Genomic DNA, 16,644 nt, shown 5'->3' with positions numbered 1-16,644 from the left:
GGACTACTCGGAGACGTCCTCGCCGAAGTACTTCTCGCCCAGCTCGGCGAGCGTACCGTCGGCGCGCAGGTCGTCCAGGGCACCGTCGATCGCCTGGGCGAGGGCCTCGCGCTCAGGGGTGACGACGAAGGCGGCCTCCGACTGCTCCTCGGTCTCCGCGGCCACCTTGATGCCGGAGGCGTCCTCGGTGTTGGCGTAGTCGAGATAGGTCAGGCTGTCGTTGATCGTGGCGTCGACACGGCCCTGCTCCAGGAGCGCGACGGCCTGCGCCCAGCCCTCGACGGCCTCCACGGTGGCACCGCTCTCGGTCGCCAGGTCGTTCCAGTTGCTCGTGAGCGACTGGGCGCTGGTCTTGCCGTCGAGGTCGGCGAAGCTGCGGATGTCCTCGTTGTCCGCGGCCACCACGAGCACACCCGTCGAGACGGTGTACGGCGCCGAGAACACGTAGTCGGCCTCACGCTCCGGCGTGATCGTCACCTGGTTCGCGATGGTGTCGAAGCGACCCGCGTCCAGGCCCGCGAAGATCGCGTCCCACTGGGTCTCCTGGAACTCGATCTCCAGACCCAGGTTCTCCGCGACGGCCTCGGCGATCTCGACGTCGTACCCGACGAGCTCACCCGACTCGTCGTGGAAGCTGAACGGGCGGTAGGTGCCCTCGGTGGCCACGACCAGCGTGTCACCCGAGAGGCCGAGGTCGTCGCCCGCGTCACCGGACTCGCCGGAGCTGCCGCAGCCGGTCAGGGCCAGGAGGGCAGCGGAGGCTGCGGCGGCCGAGAGGAGGGCGCGGTTGCGAGACATGAGTGCTCCGTTCGATGGTCGTGACATATCGGTCGTGCCGATGCGTGCCCCAAAAGTAGCCGATGACAGGGGTCAACTCACCCCTGCCCCCTCAGGTTCTCTCACTCCGGCGCCAACGGTCGGGTGTGATGCCGTAGCGATCCTTGAAACGCCGGACCAGGTACGTCGCGTCCCGCAGCCCCGTCCGCGCCGCCACGACGCCGAGCGGCAGGTCCGTGTCGCGCAGCAGCCTGCGCACCTCGGTCATCCGGCGCTCGGTGATCCAGTCCAGGAGCGTGCGGCCGGTGCGCTCGCGGACCACCGTGGTCAGGTGACCCGCGGTGTAGCCCAGCGCGCGGGCGACGTCGGCCGCCGAGACCGGTTCGTGGAACGTCGCCTCGATCTCCTCGAAGACGCGCGTGACCAGCGGGTCCAGCGGCACGGGGGCGGACGGCGCGAGCCGTGCCGCACCCACGAGCAACCGTGTCAGCACCGCCGACGCCGCCTCGCGTGCCCCGACCCGGTCCGGCTCGGCCACCTCGTCGGCCAGCTCGCCCAGCCACGCCGACCAGAGCGGCCGTCCGGCCTCCGGCACCGTGGCGCTCGGACCGCCCGGGACCGGCTCCACCGCGAAGAGGGCGAGCAGCGGGTGGTGCGCCCAGGCCAGCGGTGACACGGACGCGAGGGTCGGCACGGCGTCGGGCGTGAACGACACGCTCCAGGATCGGCCACGGTCGAGCGACTCGGGGCCGACGTCGATCGTGCGGCCGGGCGGGACGGCGTGCACGTCGCCGGCGCGCAACGGCGTGGGCGTGCCACCCATGCCCACCGAGCCGCCACCGCGCTCCACGTAGACCAGCACGAGGAAGTCGTGCGCGTGCGGGTGTCCCGGCGGCTGGTGCGGCAGGTCCGCCTCGTGGTCGCTCCGGGTGACGCAGACCGGCGGCCGACCCGGGCCGGCGGCGTGCCGGTAGACCGGTGTGCCGTCCGGGCGGACGGTGCGCAGACGGGTGCGGAACCCGGTGGGGGCCGGCGTCTGCGTGGTCATCGCGTGTCTCCCGCGTCGGTGGGTGCGGCCGGGGTGAGCACGGCGCGCCCCGTTCCTCTCGCGGTACGACGCTACCGCCGCCACCCGGCACCCGCCCGGTGCGTGCCGGTGACGAGCCGAGGATCGTCTGATCCGCACCGACTTCTGTGCTGTCGAGGGACCGAAGGATGTCCGATGCTGGAACCGAGGCGCCCCGGCGCACCACCACCGGAAAGGGACCCCCGATGGACCACGACATCCTCGACCAGCGCACGTCCGAGGAGCGCGACCGCGACTTCCTGCCCGGCATGGGCAGGCCCTGGCTGCTGCCGCTCTACGACGTGTTCTCCCGCCTCTCCGGCGTGCGCCCCGTGCACGAGCGCGCGGCGGCGCTCGCGGACGTCGCCCCCGGCGAGTCCGTGCTCGACGTCGGCTGCGGCACCGCCAACCTGTCCCTCGCCGTGCTCCGGGCGCAGCCCGCCGCGCGTGTCACGGGCCTGGACCCCGACGGCGCCGCGCTGCGCGTCGCGTCCCGCAAGGCGGGCCGCCGCAGGCTCGCGCTCACGCTCGTCCAGGGGTTCGCCGACCGGCTGCCGGGGGCGGACGGGTCGTTCGACCACGTGGTGTCCGCGCTGGCCCTGCACCACGTGCCCGACGGTGCGCGGGAGCAGTTCGGGCGCGAGGCGCTCCGCGTCCTGCGCCCGGGCGGCCGGGTCACGATCGCCGACTTCGGCAGCACCGGCGGCGACCACGGGCACGGCGACCACGGGCACGGGCACGGGCAGCGGCGCGGCCGGTCCGCCGTCGCCGCCAACCCGCACACCGCGCGCAACCTGGAGGGCGGCCTGCTGCGCCTCCTCGCGGACGCCGGCTTCACCGACGCCCGCGAGGTGGCGCACCTCGACCACCGCTACGGGCCACTCACCTTCGTGCAGGCGACGCGCTCCTGACGGCGGTCACGCGCGCCGTCGGACGCGCGGCGCGGGCAGCGCCGGGGGCGTGGCGGCGGGGCGCTCGCCGAGCCGGCGGAACGCCTCGGCGATCCCCGCGTCGAGCTGCGGGTCGACGTCCGAGAAGTAGTCGGCCGGGGTGTGCCGCACCTCGATGTCGGGGTCCACGCCGTGGTTCTCCACGCCGAAGCCCTTGCCGTCGAGCCAGAACGAGTAGCGGGGCTGGGTGATGCCCGTGCCGTCCACGAGGCTGAACCGGCCGTCGATGCCGATCACACCGCCCCAGGTGCGCACCCCGACCACCGGCCCGACGCCGAGCGCCTGCGCCGCGGCGTTCACGATGTCGCCGTCCGACCCCGCGTACTCGTTGGTGACCAGCACGACCGGCCCCCGAGGCGCCTGGTTCGGGTAGGTCGCCGGACGGTCGTAGTACCGGTTCAGCTCCCAGCCGGCCACCCGCGCCGCCAGGCGGGCGATCACGAGCTGTGAGGTGTGCCCGCCGCCGTTGAAGCGCACGTCCACCACGACGCCCTCGCGGTCCGTGGCGAGCCGCAGGTCGCGGTGGAGCTGCGCCCAGCCCGTGCTGACCATGTCGGGCACGTGCACGTACCCGAGCCGGCCGCCGGACTTCTCGGCGACGTACTCCCGGCGCGACCGCACCCAGTCCTGGTAGCGCAGCGCGGACTCGTCGGCGAGCGGTACGACGACGACCCGGCGGTCGGCGCTCGTCCCGTCCTCCGCGGCGTCCGGACGGCGCAGGGTGAGCTCGACCGGCGTCTCGGCCGCGCCGACCAGGCTCGCCGCCGGCCCGGCCACCGGGTCGACGGGCCGCCCGTCGACGGCCACGACCAGGTCTCCCGGCCGCGCGTCGACGCCCGCCGCGCGCAGCGGGGACCGGGCGCCGGGGTCGGACGACTCGCTCGGCAGCACCCGGTCGATGCGCCAGCCGTCGGCCGTGCGGGACAGGTCGGCGCCGAGCAGGCCGAGCCTGCGCGACGCGTCGCCCCGCTCGCCCGGGCCGTGCACGTACGCGTGCGACGTGTTGAGCTCGGCCACCGTCTCCCAGAGCACGTCCTCGAGGTCGTCGTGCGTCGCCACCCGGTCCACGAGCGGCCGCCAGCGCTCCGTCACGGCCTCCCAGTCCACCCCGTCCATGTCGGCGCGCCAGTAGTGGTCGCGCATGATCCGGGCGTTCTCGTCGAACATCTGGTGCCACTGCGCGCGCGGGTCCACCTCGTAGCGCACGCGGGACAGGTCGATGTCGAAGGCACCCGGGTCGTCGTCGCCGGGCTTGCTCGTGGCCGGCTGCGTGGCGAGACCTGAGCCCGACCGGACGACGATGCGCTCGCCGTCGCCCGAGACGGCGTACCCGTTCACCTTCTCGGCCACGTCCGTGGCCTTGCGGGCATCGAACGACCAGAACTGGAGCACGTTCGGCGCCGGGTCCTCGTCCGTCCCGGCGTGCCGTGCGCCGAGCACCCCGGCGTCGTCGGTCTCGCGCACCCAGAGCACGCCGCCCTTGGCGGCGAGCAGGTCGCGGTACCGGCCGGACGTCACGGGGAACGGCACGAGGCGCTCCTCGGCGCCGTCGAAGTCGATGTCGGGGGACGGGTCGGGGGAGCTGTCCGCGGGTGCGGTGTCGTCGTCCGGCTTCGCCTCGGGAGCGTCGTCGTCCTTGGCGGCCTGAGGCTTCCCGTCCGGCTTGGCCAGGCGCCAGCCGTCGGCGCTCGGGCCGAAGGGCGCGGGCTCGGTGGCCGAGAGCGGGATGAGCCACGGCCGTGTGGCCGCGCTGAACGACAGCGCGAACTCGTGCGAGTCGTAGGACGGGTCGAACGTGCGGTCCGAGAGGAGCACCAGGTACTTGCCGTCGTCGCTGAACGACGGCGAGAAGTCGTGAAACCGGCCCGAGGTCAGCGGCGTGGCCGTGGGCTGGTCGGCGTGCAGGTCGGCCACCAGGATCTGGTGGTGGTCGGCCAGGGTGCCCGTAGGGCTCGACCAGGCGAGGTACCGCCCGTCGGGCGAGAACGTGAGCGACTCCGCCTCGCCGTTCGCCGACCGGTCGATCGTGGTGACCGTGCCGGGTGCGGGGCCGTCACCGGGGTCACCGTCGGGCACCGCGACGACGCTGATCCGGCCGTCGTGCGAGATGGCGGCGACCCGGTCGCCCGCAGGGCTCGCGGCCAGGTGGAGCACACGGCCGAGCTCGCCGGCCGCGAGGGTCTGCGGCGGCGTGCCGGGCACACCGGCGGACTCGCCGGGCAGGGCGTGGACCTCGAGCGCGTCCTCGCGGCTCACCCCGTCCGGGGTGGTGCGCGGGGCGTCCGTCACGACGACGGCGCGCCGGGTGTCGCCGAGGAGCACCGGCTCGCGGACGCGGACGGACGGGTCGGCGACCAGGGCGCGGGCCGGGCCGGCGCGGTGGGTCACCCAGTACGCGGTGCCGAACCAGCCGATGACGCTCGCGTCGCCCGTGCCGTCCACGGCCACGCCGTCGATCGGCACCGGACCCGAGGCCGGATCGGTCGAGTACGGCTGCGGCAGGGCTCCCGTGAGCGTGATGTCGAGCCGGCGCGGCGTGCCGTCCAGCGCGTCGAGCAGCCAGAGGTCGCCGCGGCTGTGCCACACGATCCGCGAGCCGTCGGACGCCGCGTCGCGGACGTAGCCCTCGGCCTCGGTCTGGAAGGTGAGCTGCCGCGGTTCGGGCGTGCCGCCCGCGGTCGCCAGACCGTCCAGGACCCAGAGGTTGGCCTGCTCGTCGGCGTGGTCCGGGAACGTCGCGGCGCGGTCGGACGTGAACACCAGCGAGTCGCCGATCCAGGTCGGGTCGTAGACGCCGGCCTCCTCGTCCGGCAGGGGGCGCTGCCAGTCGCCGGTGCCGCGGTCGAGCCACAGGACCGACGCCGTGCCGCCCCGGTACCGCTTCCAGAGGGCGGGCGTGCGGTAGCCGGCGGAGACCAGCGCCGTCGTCCGGGCGCCGTCCGCCCCGACGTGCTCGGCGACGCCCCAGGCCGGGCCGTACCGCGGCGTCTCGACGGCGCCGTCGAGCCCGACCGCGCGCACCACGGTGAGCGAGCGCTCGTGGGTGCCGGCGTTGGACGAGACGAGCACGCGGCCCGCGTCGTCCCAGCCGAGCACCGTCATGGCGTTGCCGCCGAACCAGGTGAGGCGCCGTGTGGCGCCGTCGGACAGGTCGACCACGTACGCCTCGGGGTGGCCGTCCCTGTGGGAGACGTACGCGACCCGGGTGCCGTCGGGCGCGAACCGCGGCGTCGCGGCAGGGGCGTGGTCGGTGGTCAGACGCCAGGCACGGCCGCCCGAGACCGGGGCGAGCCAGACGTCGTCGTCGGCGACGAAGGCGACCTGGTCGCCGTGGACGTGGGGGTACCGGAGATAGGGCTGGGTCACCGGATCAACGTACTTGCGGGGTCTGACACGCGTCATGGAAAGTGCCGTGCGCTGCGGGTGGACTTCGTCCACATCGTGGTCTCACATCATGGAACGTCCTGGTGCGGCCAACCCATAGTCCGGTTCTATGACGTCCATCGACAGTGCCTGACAACGAACGTCTGCCGCACGGACCGACCGCGAGGGATGACATCGATGGTTCTGCCCACGGCACCGCCCACGACACCCGCGACCCCCGCCGCCCCGGCCGACGGCGCCACCGCCCTCCCCGTACGGCTCGCCGGCGTCGGGCGGGCGTTCACGGCCGCAGGCGCCCGGACCGCGTCGCGCACGGTGCTCCGCGGTGTCGACCTGGAGGTCGCGCCCGGCGAGATCGTCGCCGTCCTGGGGCCGTCGGGCTGCGGCAAGTCGACCCTGCTGCGTCAGGTCAGCGGCCTGGACGCGCCGACGTCCGGCACCGTGACGATCGACGGCGCGCCCGTCGCCGGGGCCGACCCGCGCACCGCCGTCGCCTTCCAGGAACCACGCCTGCTGCCGTGGCGCACCCTCACGCAGAACGTCGCGCTGGGCCTGCCGCCGGGGACGGCGAAGGGCGCGGGGCGCGACCAGGTCGCGCGGCTCCTCGACCTGGTCGGGCTGGCGGCGTCGGCCGGGCTGCGGCCGCGGCAGGTGTCGGGCGGCATGGCGCAGCGTGCGTCCCTCGCCCGGGCCCTGGCGCGCGACCCCGGCGTGCTGCTGCTCGACGAGCCGTTCGGCGCGCTCGACGCGCTGACCCGGCTGCGCATGCAGGACCTGCTGCTCGACGTGCACGCGGCACGCCCGGCCACGGTCCTCCTGGTCACCCACGACGTCGAGGAGGCGCTCTACCTCGCCGACCGCGTGGTGCTGCTGCGCACGCTGCCGGACGGGACCCCGTCCGAGCCGGCGGACGCCGCGCGCAGCATCGCCCGCGTCGTCGACGTGCCCGGCGACCGCCCGCGTGACCGCGCGGCCCGCGACCTCGCCGAGCTCCGTGCCGAGCTGCTCGACGGCCTCGGCGTACCGACCCACCACCCGCGCGCAGCCCGCGGCGCCTGACCCCCGGGCCGCACCGCACGACAGACCCAGCCCGGCGACCGCCGCCGGGCAGCGAGAGGAAGAACCATGAGCGACCACCGTAGGTACACCGTCCCGGCGACCGGCCTGGCCCTCGCCGCGGCGATGACGCTGAGCGGCTGCGTGGCGGGCGAGGGCTCGGCCGCCACGGACGGCGGCGACTCCGGGTGGAGCACCGACGCGGTCGCCGTCGACTTCGCGACGTACAACCCGCTCAGCCTGGTGATCCGCGAGCAGGGCTGGCTGGAGGAGGAGCTCGACGGCGTCGAGGTGACCTGGGTGCAGTCCGACGGGTCCAACACCGCGAACGAGAACCTGCGGGCCGAGGCGATCGACTTCGGCTCGACGGCGGGCTCGGCCGCGCTCCTCGCTCGCGCGAACGGCTCGCCGATCCGCACCGTCGACATCTACAGCCAGCCCGAGTGGTCGGCGATCGTCGTGGCCGGCGACTCGGAGATCACGGACGTCGCGGACCTCGAGGGCGCATCGATCGCCGCCACGAAGGGCACCGACCCGTACTTCTTCCTGTTGCAGACGCTGGACGAGGCGGGCATCGCGCTGGACGACGTCGAGGTGCAGAACCTCCAGCACGCCGACGGCCGCGCCGCGCTCGACAACGGGTCGGTGGACGCCTGGGCGGGCCTGGACCCGATCATGGCCGCCGCGGAGGCCGAGTCCGGCGACACGCTGATCTACCGCAACATCGACTTCAACACCTACGGCTTCCTCAACGCCCGCGAGGAGTTCGTGGACGAGCACCCCGACGTGACCCAGGTGGTGGTCGACGCGTACGAGCGGGCCCGCGCCTGGGCGCTGGAGCACCCCGAGGAGCTGTCGGCCCTGCTGGCCGACGTCGCCGCGATCGACCCGGAGGTCGCCGCCACCGTGATCGAGGAGCGCACCGTGCTCGACCTGGACCCCGTGCCCGGTGCCGAGCAGCGCGCGGTGCTGGAGGTCGTGGGCCCGATCTTCGTGGACTCGAACGACGTGGCCTCGCAGGACGCCGTCGACATCGCGCTGGACGAGCTGTTCGCGCCCGAGTTCGCGCAGGAGGCGGTGGCCTCGGATGAGTGACGCCGCCACGGCGCGGCAGGACGCCCGCCCGGCGGCCCCCGCCCGCGGCCGGGGCGGCCGGGTCGTGCTCGGCCTCCTCCTGCCGGCCGTCCTCCTCGCGGCCTGGTGGGGTACGACGGCGGCCGGGCTGGTGCCGCCGTACCAGCTGCCCGGACCCGTGGCCGTGTGGGACGCCGCGGTGAACCTCGTCGAGCGCGGCCAGCTCGGGCACCACGTGGCCATCTCGACGCAGCGCGTGCTCATCGGGTTCGCCGCCGGCGCCGCGGCCGGCCTCGCGGTCGGCTCCCTGGTGGGGCTGTCGAAGCTCGGCGACCTGGTGCTCGCGCCCACGCTCGGCGCGATCCGCGCCGTGCCGTCGCTGGCCTGGGTACCGCTGCTGATCCTGTGGCTCAAGATCGGCGAGGAGTCCAAGATCACCCTCATCGCGATCGGCGCCTTCTTCCCCGTGTACACGACCGTCGCGGCGGCCCTGCGGCACGTGGACCCCCACCTGGTCGAGGCCGGGCGCGCCTTCGGGCTGCGCGGCCTGCGCCTGCTGTCGGCGGTGCAGCTGCCCGCCGTGCTGCCGTCCCTCGTGGCAGGCCTGCGGCTCGCGCTCGCGCAGTCGTGGCTGTTCCTCGTCGCGGCCGAGCTCATCGCGTCGTCGATGGGCCTCGGGTTCCTGCTCAACGACTCGCAGCAGAACGGCCGGGTGGACCGCATCCTCCTGGCGATCGTGCTGCTCGCGGTGCTGGGCAAGCTGACCGACGCGCTCATCGGCCTGGCGGAGCGGCGCCTGCTGCGCAGGTGGGCATGATGACCCTCGCACCCGTCGACCGGAAGAGAGCAGGACGATGACCGAGCACACCTTCGGGTTCCGCACCCGGGCCCTCCACGCCGGGGGCATCCCCGACGCGGCGACGGGTGCCCGGGCGGTGCCGATCTACCAGACCACGTCGTTCGTCTTCCAGGACACCGACGACGCCGCGAACCTCTTCGCGCTGCAGAAGTACGGCAACATCTACTCGCGCATCGGCAACCCCACCGTGGCCGCGCTCGAGGAGCGCATCGCATCGCTGGAGGGCGGCATCGGGGCGGTGGCGACGGCGTCCGGCATGTCGGCGGAGTTCATCACCTTCGCCGCGCTGGTCGGCGCGGGCGACCACGTGGTCGCCTCCGCGCAGCTCTACGGCGGCACCGTGACGCAGCTCGACGTGACGCTCCGGCGGTTCGGCGTCGAGACCACGTTCGTGCCGGGCACCGACCCGGCCGACTACGCGGCGGCGATCACCCCCGCGACCAAGGTGCTCTACACCGAGGTGGTGGCGAACCCGTCGGGCGAGGTCGCCGATCTCGAGGCGCTCGCCGAGGTCGCCCACGCGGCCGGCATCCCGCTGGTCGTCGACGCGACCCTCGCGACGCCGTACCTCGTGCGACCCATCGAGCACGGTGCCGACATCGTGATCCACTCCGCGACCAAGTTCCTCGGCGGGCACGGCACCACGCTGGGCGGCATCGTCGTGGAGTCCGGGCGGTTCGACTGGGGCAACGGCAAGTTCCCCCAGATGACCGAGCCGGTCGCCTCCTACGGCGGGGTGAGCTGGTGGGCGAACTTCGGCGAGTACGGGTTCCTCACCAAGCTGCGTTCGGAGCAGCTGCGCGACATCGGTCCCGCCCTCTCGCCGCAGTCGGCCTTCCAGCTGCTGCAGGGCGTCGAGACCCTCCCGCACCGCCTGGACGCGCACCTGGCCAACGCGCGTGCGGTGGCCGAGTGGCTCGACGCCGACCCGCGCGTGTCCTACGTGCTCTGGGCCGGGCTGCCGTCCCACCCGCACCACGACCGGGCGCAGAAGTACCTGCCGCTCGGGCCGGGATCGGTCTTCGCGTTCGGTCTCCAGGTCACGTCGGCCGCCGACGTGCCCGACGGCCGCGAGGCCGGCCGGCTGTTCATCGAGTCGCTGCAGCTCGCCTCGCACCTCGCGAACGTCGGCGACGCGCGCACGCTGGTGATCCACCCGGCGTCCACGACGCACCAGCAGCTGTCCGCGGAACAGCTCGAGGCGGCGGGCGTCCCCGAGGACCTCGTCCGCATCTCCGTGGGCCTGGAGGACGTCGAGGACATCCTCTGGGACCTCGACCAGGCCCTGACCACGGCGACGGGGGTGGCCCGATGAGCACGGAGGCGACGGCACGGACCTGGCAGGGGCCGAGCGCCCAGGACCGGCTGCGGATCCTGCGCACCACCCGGACGGTGGCGATCGTCGGGGCGTCGACCAACCCGGCGCGGGCGAGCTACTTCGTGGCCACCTACCTGCTGTCGTCCTCGCCGTACGACGTGTACTTCGTGAACCCGCGGGCCACCGAGATCCTGGGGCACCCCGTGTACCCGAGCCTGGCCGACCTGCCCGTGGTGCCCGACCTCGTGGACGTCTTCCGGCGGCACGAGGACCTGCCGAGCGTGCTCGACGACACGCTGGCGGTCGGTGCCCGGACGCTCTGGCTGCAGCTCGGGTCGTGGCACGAGGACGTGGCCCGGACAGCGCAGGCGGCGGGCCTCGACGTCGTGATGGACCGCTGCCTCAAGATCGAGCACGCACGCTTCCACGGCGGCCTGCACCTGGCCGGCTTCGACACGGGCGTCATCAGCTCGCGGCGGGCCGACCGCTAGGGGCGGGTACCGCGGCGACATAGAGTCGTTCCTCGATGAGCAAACGGGTGGAACCGATCAGCGCCGCGCTCCTCGTCGAGCGGGTGGTGGGCCTCGTCCTCGACCACGCGGCCGGCCGGGGCGGCGGACCAGCGACGTCCGGCGCCCCGGTGCGGCTCCTCGTCGACGGTCACGCGTCCGCCGACCCGGCCGGGCTCGCCGACACGCTGGTCGCGCCGCTCGAGGCGGCGGGGCGACCGGTGGTGCGCGTCAGCGTGCGCGACTTCCTGCGCCCGCGGTCGCTCCGGCTCGAGCGCGGCCGCGAGGACCCGGACGGCCTGCTCGACGACCGGATCGACGTCGGCGCCCTGAACCGCGAGGTGCTGACCCGCGTGGCCGACCGCCGGGAGTACCTGCCCAGCCTGCGCGACCCCGACACCGACCGCGCCACGCGCGCGGCCTACGCCGACGCCGCGCCGGGCACCGTCGTCGTGCTCGACGGCGAGCTCGCCGCCGGGCGTGGCCTCGACGTCGACCTCACCGTGCACCTGGCGCTCAAGCCCGCCACGCTGCGCCGCCGCACCCCGCCCGAGGAGGCGTGGGCGCTCGCCGCCTGGGACCGCTACGCCCAGGAGATCGACGGCCTGCCGGACCTCGTGGTCCGGTTCGACCACCCGGACCACCCGGCGCTCGTGCACCCCTGAGCGTCAGCGCGCAGCCGGGCCTCAGCGCCCCCGGTCTCAGCGCCCCCGGTCTCAGTGCACCCGGTCTCAGTGCACCCGGTTTCAGCGCACCAGGCAGAACGGGTGCCCCGCCGGGTCCGCGAACACCCGGAAGCCGCTGCCCTCGCCCGGCAGCCGGGTGGCGCCCAGGGCGAGCACCGCGGCCTCGCCGGCGTCGAGGTCCGGCACCTCGATGTCGAGGTGGAGCTGCTGCGGGTACGCAGGATCGGGCCAGCGGGGGGCGTTGTACCCCTCGACCGACTGGAACAGCAGCGGCCGGGACCCGCCGAGCATCGCCACGCCGTCGGCGTCGTAGGTGACGGGCACCCCCAGCACCTGCGCCCAGAACCCGGCCAGGCCCGACGCGTCCGGGCAGTCGAACGTGGCCCCCATGACGGTGACGCCCTCGGTGCCCTCCTTGAGGCACACGTCGAACGGATGCCCCGCCGGGTCGGCGAGCGTGACCCACTGCTCGTTCTCCCGCAGGACCGACGCCCCCAGCTCGACCGCGCGGGCGCTCGCGGCGGCCAGGTCGGGCACGTAGAGGTCGAGGTGGACCTGCTGCGGATGCTCCTGCCCCGGCCACTGCGGGGCCACGAGGTCGGGCGCGAGCTGGAAGCCGATACCCCACCGGTCGGGGGTCACGACGGTGATCCAGTCGTCGGACTCCGACGACACGGTGCCGCTCGTCAGGGCCTTCCAGAAGTCCGCCTCGGCCGTGAGGTCGGGGACGTCCAGCACCACGGTGTCGAGGGTGCCCACGCCACCCGTCGGGGGCTGTTCCGCCGAGGGCTCGGCGGAGGTCGGTTCGGTCATGGCTCAGTCCTCCCGGAGGTCGTCGCACGAAGATCTCTTCGCACCACCACCATGCACCGAGCCACTGACACTCCCCACCCGGACGGAGTTGTCCACAGGCTTTGTCCACAGCCCTGTGAATACTCTCGCCGGGCCGGCAGGGCTGCCCGGCTACCGCGCCTTCCGCTGACCGGAGGCGTCGCAGGTGGTGCGGGGGCCGGCCCAGGGGCGACGGGTCAGCCGAGCCAGCCAGCCGGGCCGGGCCCACAGCGGGAGCACGGCCGGGCCGGCGTCCGGAGCCGCATCCGGCGGGACGCCGACCGACCCGTCCGCGGTGTCGATCTCCGCCAGCAGCGCCCGCACGCGGTCGGTGATGTCGTCGACCATCCGCTCCACCTCCTCGAGCGGGCGGCCCGCGGGGTCGGCGAGCGGCCAGTCGAGGTAGCGCCGCCCCGGGAACACCGGGCAGGCGTCGCCGCAGCCCATGGTCACGATGATGCCGGACGCGCGGACCACGTCGTCCGTCAGCAGCCGGGGGAACTCCACGAGCCCGTCGAGCCCACGGCGGGCCAGCACGGTCTCGGTCATCGCGTCCTCCCGGGCCGCCGGCCGGATGCCTGCGGTGCGCACCCGGACCCGGTCGCCCGCGAGGCGCCGGGTCACGGCGGCCGCGATCTGGGACCGGCCCGTGTTGTCCACGCAGACGAAGAGCACGTCGCGGGGCGACCCGTAGGTCACCTCCGCCATCGCGGCGAGCCGGTCGGTCGCGAGCCACGCGGTGAGGGCGGGGAGCTGTCCGCGTGACCCGATCTGCCCGCCCAGCGACGTGTAGCACTCCCGCACCAGGCGCTCCACGGTGCCGGCGCCCGCCGTCGCGGCGAAGTCGGCGGAGAGGGTGTCGGTCAGGCGGGCGAGCAGGGCCTCGTGGTCGTGCTCGTCGAGCGTCGCGTCACCAGGCCGGCGCGGCGCCGCGAGCGCCGCCGAACCGAACCGGGCGATGCCGCGGGACGACACCCGGTACAGCGACGTGTCCGGGGCATCGGGCGCCGCGGGCTGACCGACGACGGCGACGAGGCCCACCGAGACGAGCGCCGCGAGATCGTCCCGCACGTCGGCCACGCGACTCCCCGGGGAAGGGACGAGGTCCGCGGCCGACGACCGGCCGGCGGGGTGCGTGAGCATGCGGGCCAGCAGGTGCAGCCGCTCGGGGTTCGCCATGGCCAGGTCCTGCGCGGTGCGCAGCTCGTCCGGGGTCATCGTCGTCCGCTGCCTAGCCCTTTCGGGCCGGGGCCTTGGGCGGGCGCACCGTGGGCACGTCGCCCACGATCGGTACGGGGCGCCGGTGGAACGGGAAGCCGTACCGCGTGACCAGGCCCGCGAGGGTCGTCACCCGGTTGCGGGGACCCACCAGCGACATGATGTGGACGAACAGCCAGACCAGCCACGCCATACCCTTGGTGAGCCGGATCGCCCGGCCGCCCGGCAGGTTGATCTCCGCGACGGCGGCGCGGCGGCCGATCACCGCCATCGTGCCCTTGTCGACGTAGCGCAGGTTCTGCAGGGGCTGCCCGTCGACCAGCGCCCGGATGTTGCGGCCCACGATCGTGCCGCCCTGGATCGCGGGCTGCGCGAGCTGGGGCAGGTCGGCGGGCGAGACGGCGATGTCGCCCGCGGCGAAGACCCCCGGCAGGCCCTCGACCTGCATGTCCTCGCCGACCTTGATGCGGCCGTAGTCGTCCTGCGGCAGGTGCCAGCCCGCGACCTCCTCGTGCGGGTGCACCCCGGCGGACCAGACGGTGAGGTCGGCGTGGATGCGGGTGCCGTCGGTCAGTACGACGGCGTCGCGCTCGACCGCGGCCACCCCCGCGCCCAGGTGCAGGGAGACACCGCGCCGGGCCAGCTCCTGGGTGGCGTACCTCCGCAGCTTCGGCGCGAACGACTTGAGGATCTCGCCGCCCCGCTGCACCACCTTGACCTCGAACGCGTCGCCGTGGATCTCGGGGTAGGCGGGTGCCAGTCCGGCGGTGCGCAGCTCCGCGAGCGCCCCCGCGACCTCCACCCCGGTGGCGCCACCGCCCACGACGACGACGCGCAGGCCGTCGTCGGCCCGCTTGGACTTGGCCGCGCGCTCCAGGCGGATGAAGAGGTTGTCGCGGATCCGCATCGCCTGGGAGCGCGAGTACATGGGGAACGCGAACTCCTTGGCTCCCGGCGTGCCGAAGAAGTTGGTGGTCACACCTGCGGTGACCACCAGGTAGTCGTAGCTGATCCAGTGGTCGTTGAGGAGGCGGATCTTCTTCGCCTCGTGGTCGGCCTCCACCAGGTGCTCGTGCACCACGTGCACGTTCTTCTGCTTCAGCCGCATACCGCGCAGGAAGTAGGTGACGTCGCCCGGGTTCAGGCCTCCGGTCGCCACCTGGTAGAGCAGCGGCTGGAACGTGTTGTAGACCCGGCGGTCGATCAGCGTGATCCGCACGGGCGCGTCCCGCAGCGCCTTCACGGCCGCCATCCCGGCGAAACCTCCACCCACCACGACCACGTGCGGCAGGGGCTCGGGGTGCCCGGCCAGGGGCGTCTCGAGCCCGTAGTCGGGCTCCTGGTCGAGGTCGGCATGCGCGGGATCGGTCACCTTCGCAGTCTCTCACCGGACGGGAGCGACTCACATCCGCTGCGGGGTCCATGGCGCTCCCGGGTTACCGTGGTCGGTCGTGAGCACCTCTGACGACACCCGGCAGCAGCTGGCGCACGGCCTGCGCACCCGCCACCTGACCATGATGGGCCTGGGCTCGGCGATCGGCGCCGGGCTGTTCCTGGGCTCGGGACTGGGGGTGGCGGCCGCCGGGCCGGCCGTGCTGCTCAGCTACGCCATCGCCGGCGCCATCGTGGTGCTCGTCATGCGGATGCTCGCCGAGATGGCCTCCGCGCTCCCGTCCAGCGGCTCGTTCTCCGTCTACGCCGAGGCGGCGCTCGGACGGTGGGCCGGGTTCCTCCTGGGCTGGCTCTACTGGTTCACCATCGTCATGGTGCTCGGCGTCGAGGTGACCGGTGTGGCCGGCATCGTGCACGGCTGGTGGCCCGCCGTACCGCAATGGGTGGTCGCCGCCGTCGTCGTCGCGGTGTTCGGCGCGATCAACCTGGTCGGCGTGCGGCAGTTCGGCGAGGCCGAGTTCTGGTTCGCGACCGTGAAGGTCGCGGCCATCGTGGGCTTCCTGGTGCTGGGCGTGCTCATCGTGACCGGGGTCGTGCCGGTGACGGGCAGCGTGCTGGGGGACTGGGCGGCGAACGGCGGTTTCGCGCCCGCCGGGCTGCCCGGCATCGCGGCGGGCCTGCTCACCGTCGTGTTCGCGTTCGGCGGCATCGAGATCGTCACCATCGCGGCGGCCGAGGCCCGTGACCCGCAGACCGCGGTCGCCGGCGCCACGCGCACCATCCTGTGGCGCATCCTCTTCTTCTACGTGGGCTCCGTGGCGGTCATGGTCGCGCTCATCCCGTGGACCGACGCCGCCCGCCTCGAGTCGCCGTTCGTGTCCGTGCTGGAGATGGCCGGGTTCGACGGCGCCGCGCGGCTCATGGAGGTCGTCGTCGTGCTCGCGCTGCTGAGCGCCTTCAACGCCAACGTCTACGCGACGTCGCGCATGCTGTTCTCGCTGGGCGGCCGCGGTGACGCCCCGGCGCTCGCGACCAGAGTGTCCCGCCGGGACGTGCCGTGGGTGGCGGTGCTGGTCTCGGTGTTCTTCGGCGTGGTCGCGGTGCTCCTGAACTACCTGCTGCCGGAGTCGCTGCTCGGCGTGCTCCTCAACGCCGTCGGCTCGGCGCTCCTGGTGGTGTGGCTCCTGGTGGTCGTGTCCCAGCTGCGGCTGCGACCGCGCCTGGAGGCCGAGGCGGCGGAACGCGGCGAGGCCTTGCGTCTGCGCGCCTGGGGCTACCCGTGGCTCTCGTGGGCCACGCTCGTGGCCCTCGTGGCGGTGGTCGCGCTCATGCTGTCGGACGACGGCGCCCGGCCGCAGATCGCCGCGACCACCGGCCTGGTCGTGGTGATCCTGCTGGTCTACGTCGTCGCACGCGCCGTGCGGCGGAACCGCGTCCAGCGGTGACGCCCGGGCCGGCGAGGCGTTCAGCAGACCGTCACCCAGGGTCCACCTGGCGGTAGGCCGTACGCCCGCGGGGACCCCG

The 16,644-nt window shown here is 74.0% G+C and carries 14 protein-coding genes; 8 read left to right on the top strand and 6 right to left on the bottom strand.

All coding sequences use genetic code 11. The annotated features are described in order from the left end of the window. Positions 1-3: 3 nt before the first annotated feature. Positions 4-798: an amino acid ABC transporter substrate-binding protein gene (locus APR03_RS12435; RefSeq protein WP_253836076.1), complete on the bottom strand. Its 795-nt coding sequence runs from the start codon at positions 796-798 to the stop codon at positions 4-6. A 91-nt stretch (positions 799-889) separates the two neighbouring features. Then, complete coding sequence (locus APR03_RS12430) at positions 890-1,825, bottom strand: helix-turn-helix transcriptional regulator (protein ID WP_253836075.1); 936 nt, start codon at positions 1,823-1,825, stop codon at positions 890-892. A gap of 224 nt (positions 1,826-2,049) precedes the next feature. Between APR03_RS12430 and APR03_RS12425 the strand changes: the two genes are divergently transcribed. After that, positions 2,050-2,754 (top strand): class I SAM-dependent methyltransferase, encoded by a 705-nt coding sequence (locus tag APR03_RS12425; RefSeq protein WP_253836074.1) that lies wholly within the window; start codon positions 2,050-2,052, stop codon positions 2,752-2,754. A gap of 6 nt (positions 2,755-2,760) precedes the next feature. Here the strand turns inward: APR03_RS12425 and APR03_RS12420 are convergent, their stop codons facing one another. Beyond that, positions 2,761-6,159, bottom strand: a complete 3,399-nt coding sequence (locus APR03_RS12420) for a S41 family peptidase (RefSeq protein ID WP_253836073.1) — start codon at positions 6,157-6,159, stop codon at positions 2,761-2,763. Between the two features lie 195 nt (positions 6,160-6,354). On the opposite strand from APR03_RS12420, the gene APR03_RS12415 reads away from it, so the two are divergent. The 6 genes from APR03_RS12415 (at position 6,355) to APR03_RS12390 (ending at position 11,658) form a co-directional block, all read left to right on the top strand. Then, the gene (locus APR03_RS12415) at positions 6,355-7,236 is read left to right on the top strand and encodes an ABC transporter ATP-binding protein (protein ID WP_253836072.1); all 882 of its coding nucleotides are present in this window, start codon (positions 6,355-6,357) and stop codon (positions 7,234-7,236) included. Between the two features lie 66 nt (positions 7,237-7,302). Continuing rightward, positions 7,303-8,328: an aliphatic sulfonate ABC transporter substrate-binding protein gene (locus APR03_RS12410; protein WP_253836071.1), complete on the top strand. Its 1,026-nt coding sequence runs from the start codon at positions 7,303-7,305 to the stop codon at positions 8,326-8,328. Then, complete coding sequence (locus APR03_RS12405) at positions 8,321-9,124, top strand: ABC transporter permease (protein ID WP_253836070.1); 804 nt, start codon at positions 8,321-8,323, stop codon at positions 9,122-9,124. Before APR03_RS12410 ends, APR03_RS12405 begins: the two co-directional genes overlap by 8 nt. Positions 9,125-9,161: 37 nt before the next feature. Next, positions 9,162-10,481 (top strand): O-acetylhomoserine aminocarboxypropyltransferase/cysteine synthase family protein, encoded by a 1,320-nt coding sequence (locus APR03_RS12400; protein WP_253836068.1) that lies wholly within the window; start codon positions 9,162-9,164, stop codon positions 10,479-10,481. Continuing rightward, entirely contained in the window at positions 10,478-10,975 is a 498-nt protein-coding gene (locus APR03_RS12395) for a CoA-binding protein (RefSeq protein WP_253836066.1), read from the top strand. The genes APR03_RS12400 and APR03_RS12395 overlap by 4 nt, the downstream gene beginning before the upstream one ends. A gap of 35 nt (positions 10,976-11,010) precedes the next feature. Beyond that, positions 11,011-11,658 carry a nucleoside/nucleotide kinase family protein gene (locus tag APR03_RS12390; RefSeq protein ID WP_253836064.1) on the top strand — a complete coding sequence of 216 codons (648 nt, stop codon included), beginning with the start codon at positions 11,011-11,013 and terminating at the stop codon, positions 11,656-11,658. A gap of 81 nt (positions 11,659-11,739) precedes the next feature. Here the strand turns inward: APR03_RS12390 and APR03_RS12385 are convergent, their stop codons facing one another. From APR03_RS12385 to APR03_RS12375, 3 genes are all read right to left on the bottom strand, one after another. Further along, positions 11,740-12,492: a VOC family protein gene (locus APR03_RS12385; RefSeq protein WP_253836062.1), complete on the bottom strand. Its 753-nt coding sequence runs from the start codon at positions 12,490-12,492 to the stop codon at positions 11,740-11,742. A 150-nt stretch (positions 12,493-12,642) separates the two neighbouring features. Then, complete coding sequence (locus APR03_RS12380; protein ID WP_253836060.1) at positions 12,643-13,728, bottom strand: arsenate-mycothiol transferase ArsC; 1,086 nt, start codon at positions 13,726-13,728, stop codon at positions 12,643-12,645. Between the two features lie 13 nt (positions 13,729-13,741). Then, positions 13,742-15,010, bottom strand: coding sequence for an NAD(P)/FAD-dependent oxidoreductase (locus APR03_RS12375; protein ID WP_372494868.1), 1,269 nt, complete (start codon positions 15,008-15,010; stop codon positions 13,742-13,744). Positions 15,011-15,179: 169 nt separating this feature from the next. Between APR03_RS12375 and APR03_RS12370 the strand changes: the two genes are divergently transcribed. Then, a complete protein-coding gene (locus tag APR03_RS12370) occupies positions 15,180-16,565 on the top strand; it encodes an amino acid permease (RefSeq protein WP_253836058.1) in 1,386 nt (461 codons plus the stop codon). The last annotated feature ends 79 nt before the right edge of the window (positions 16,566-16,644 follow it).

Origin of the sequence: Promicromonospora thailandica (assembly GCF_024171955.1) — a bacterium.
GTDB lineage: Bacteria > Actinomycetota > Actinomycetes > Actinomycetales > Cellulomonadaceae > Promicromonospora > Promicromonospora thailandica.
The sequence above is the reverse complement of the archived record's forward strand: the minus strand, read 5'-3'. Positions and strand labels throughout refer to the sequence as shown.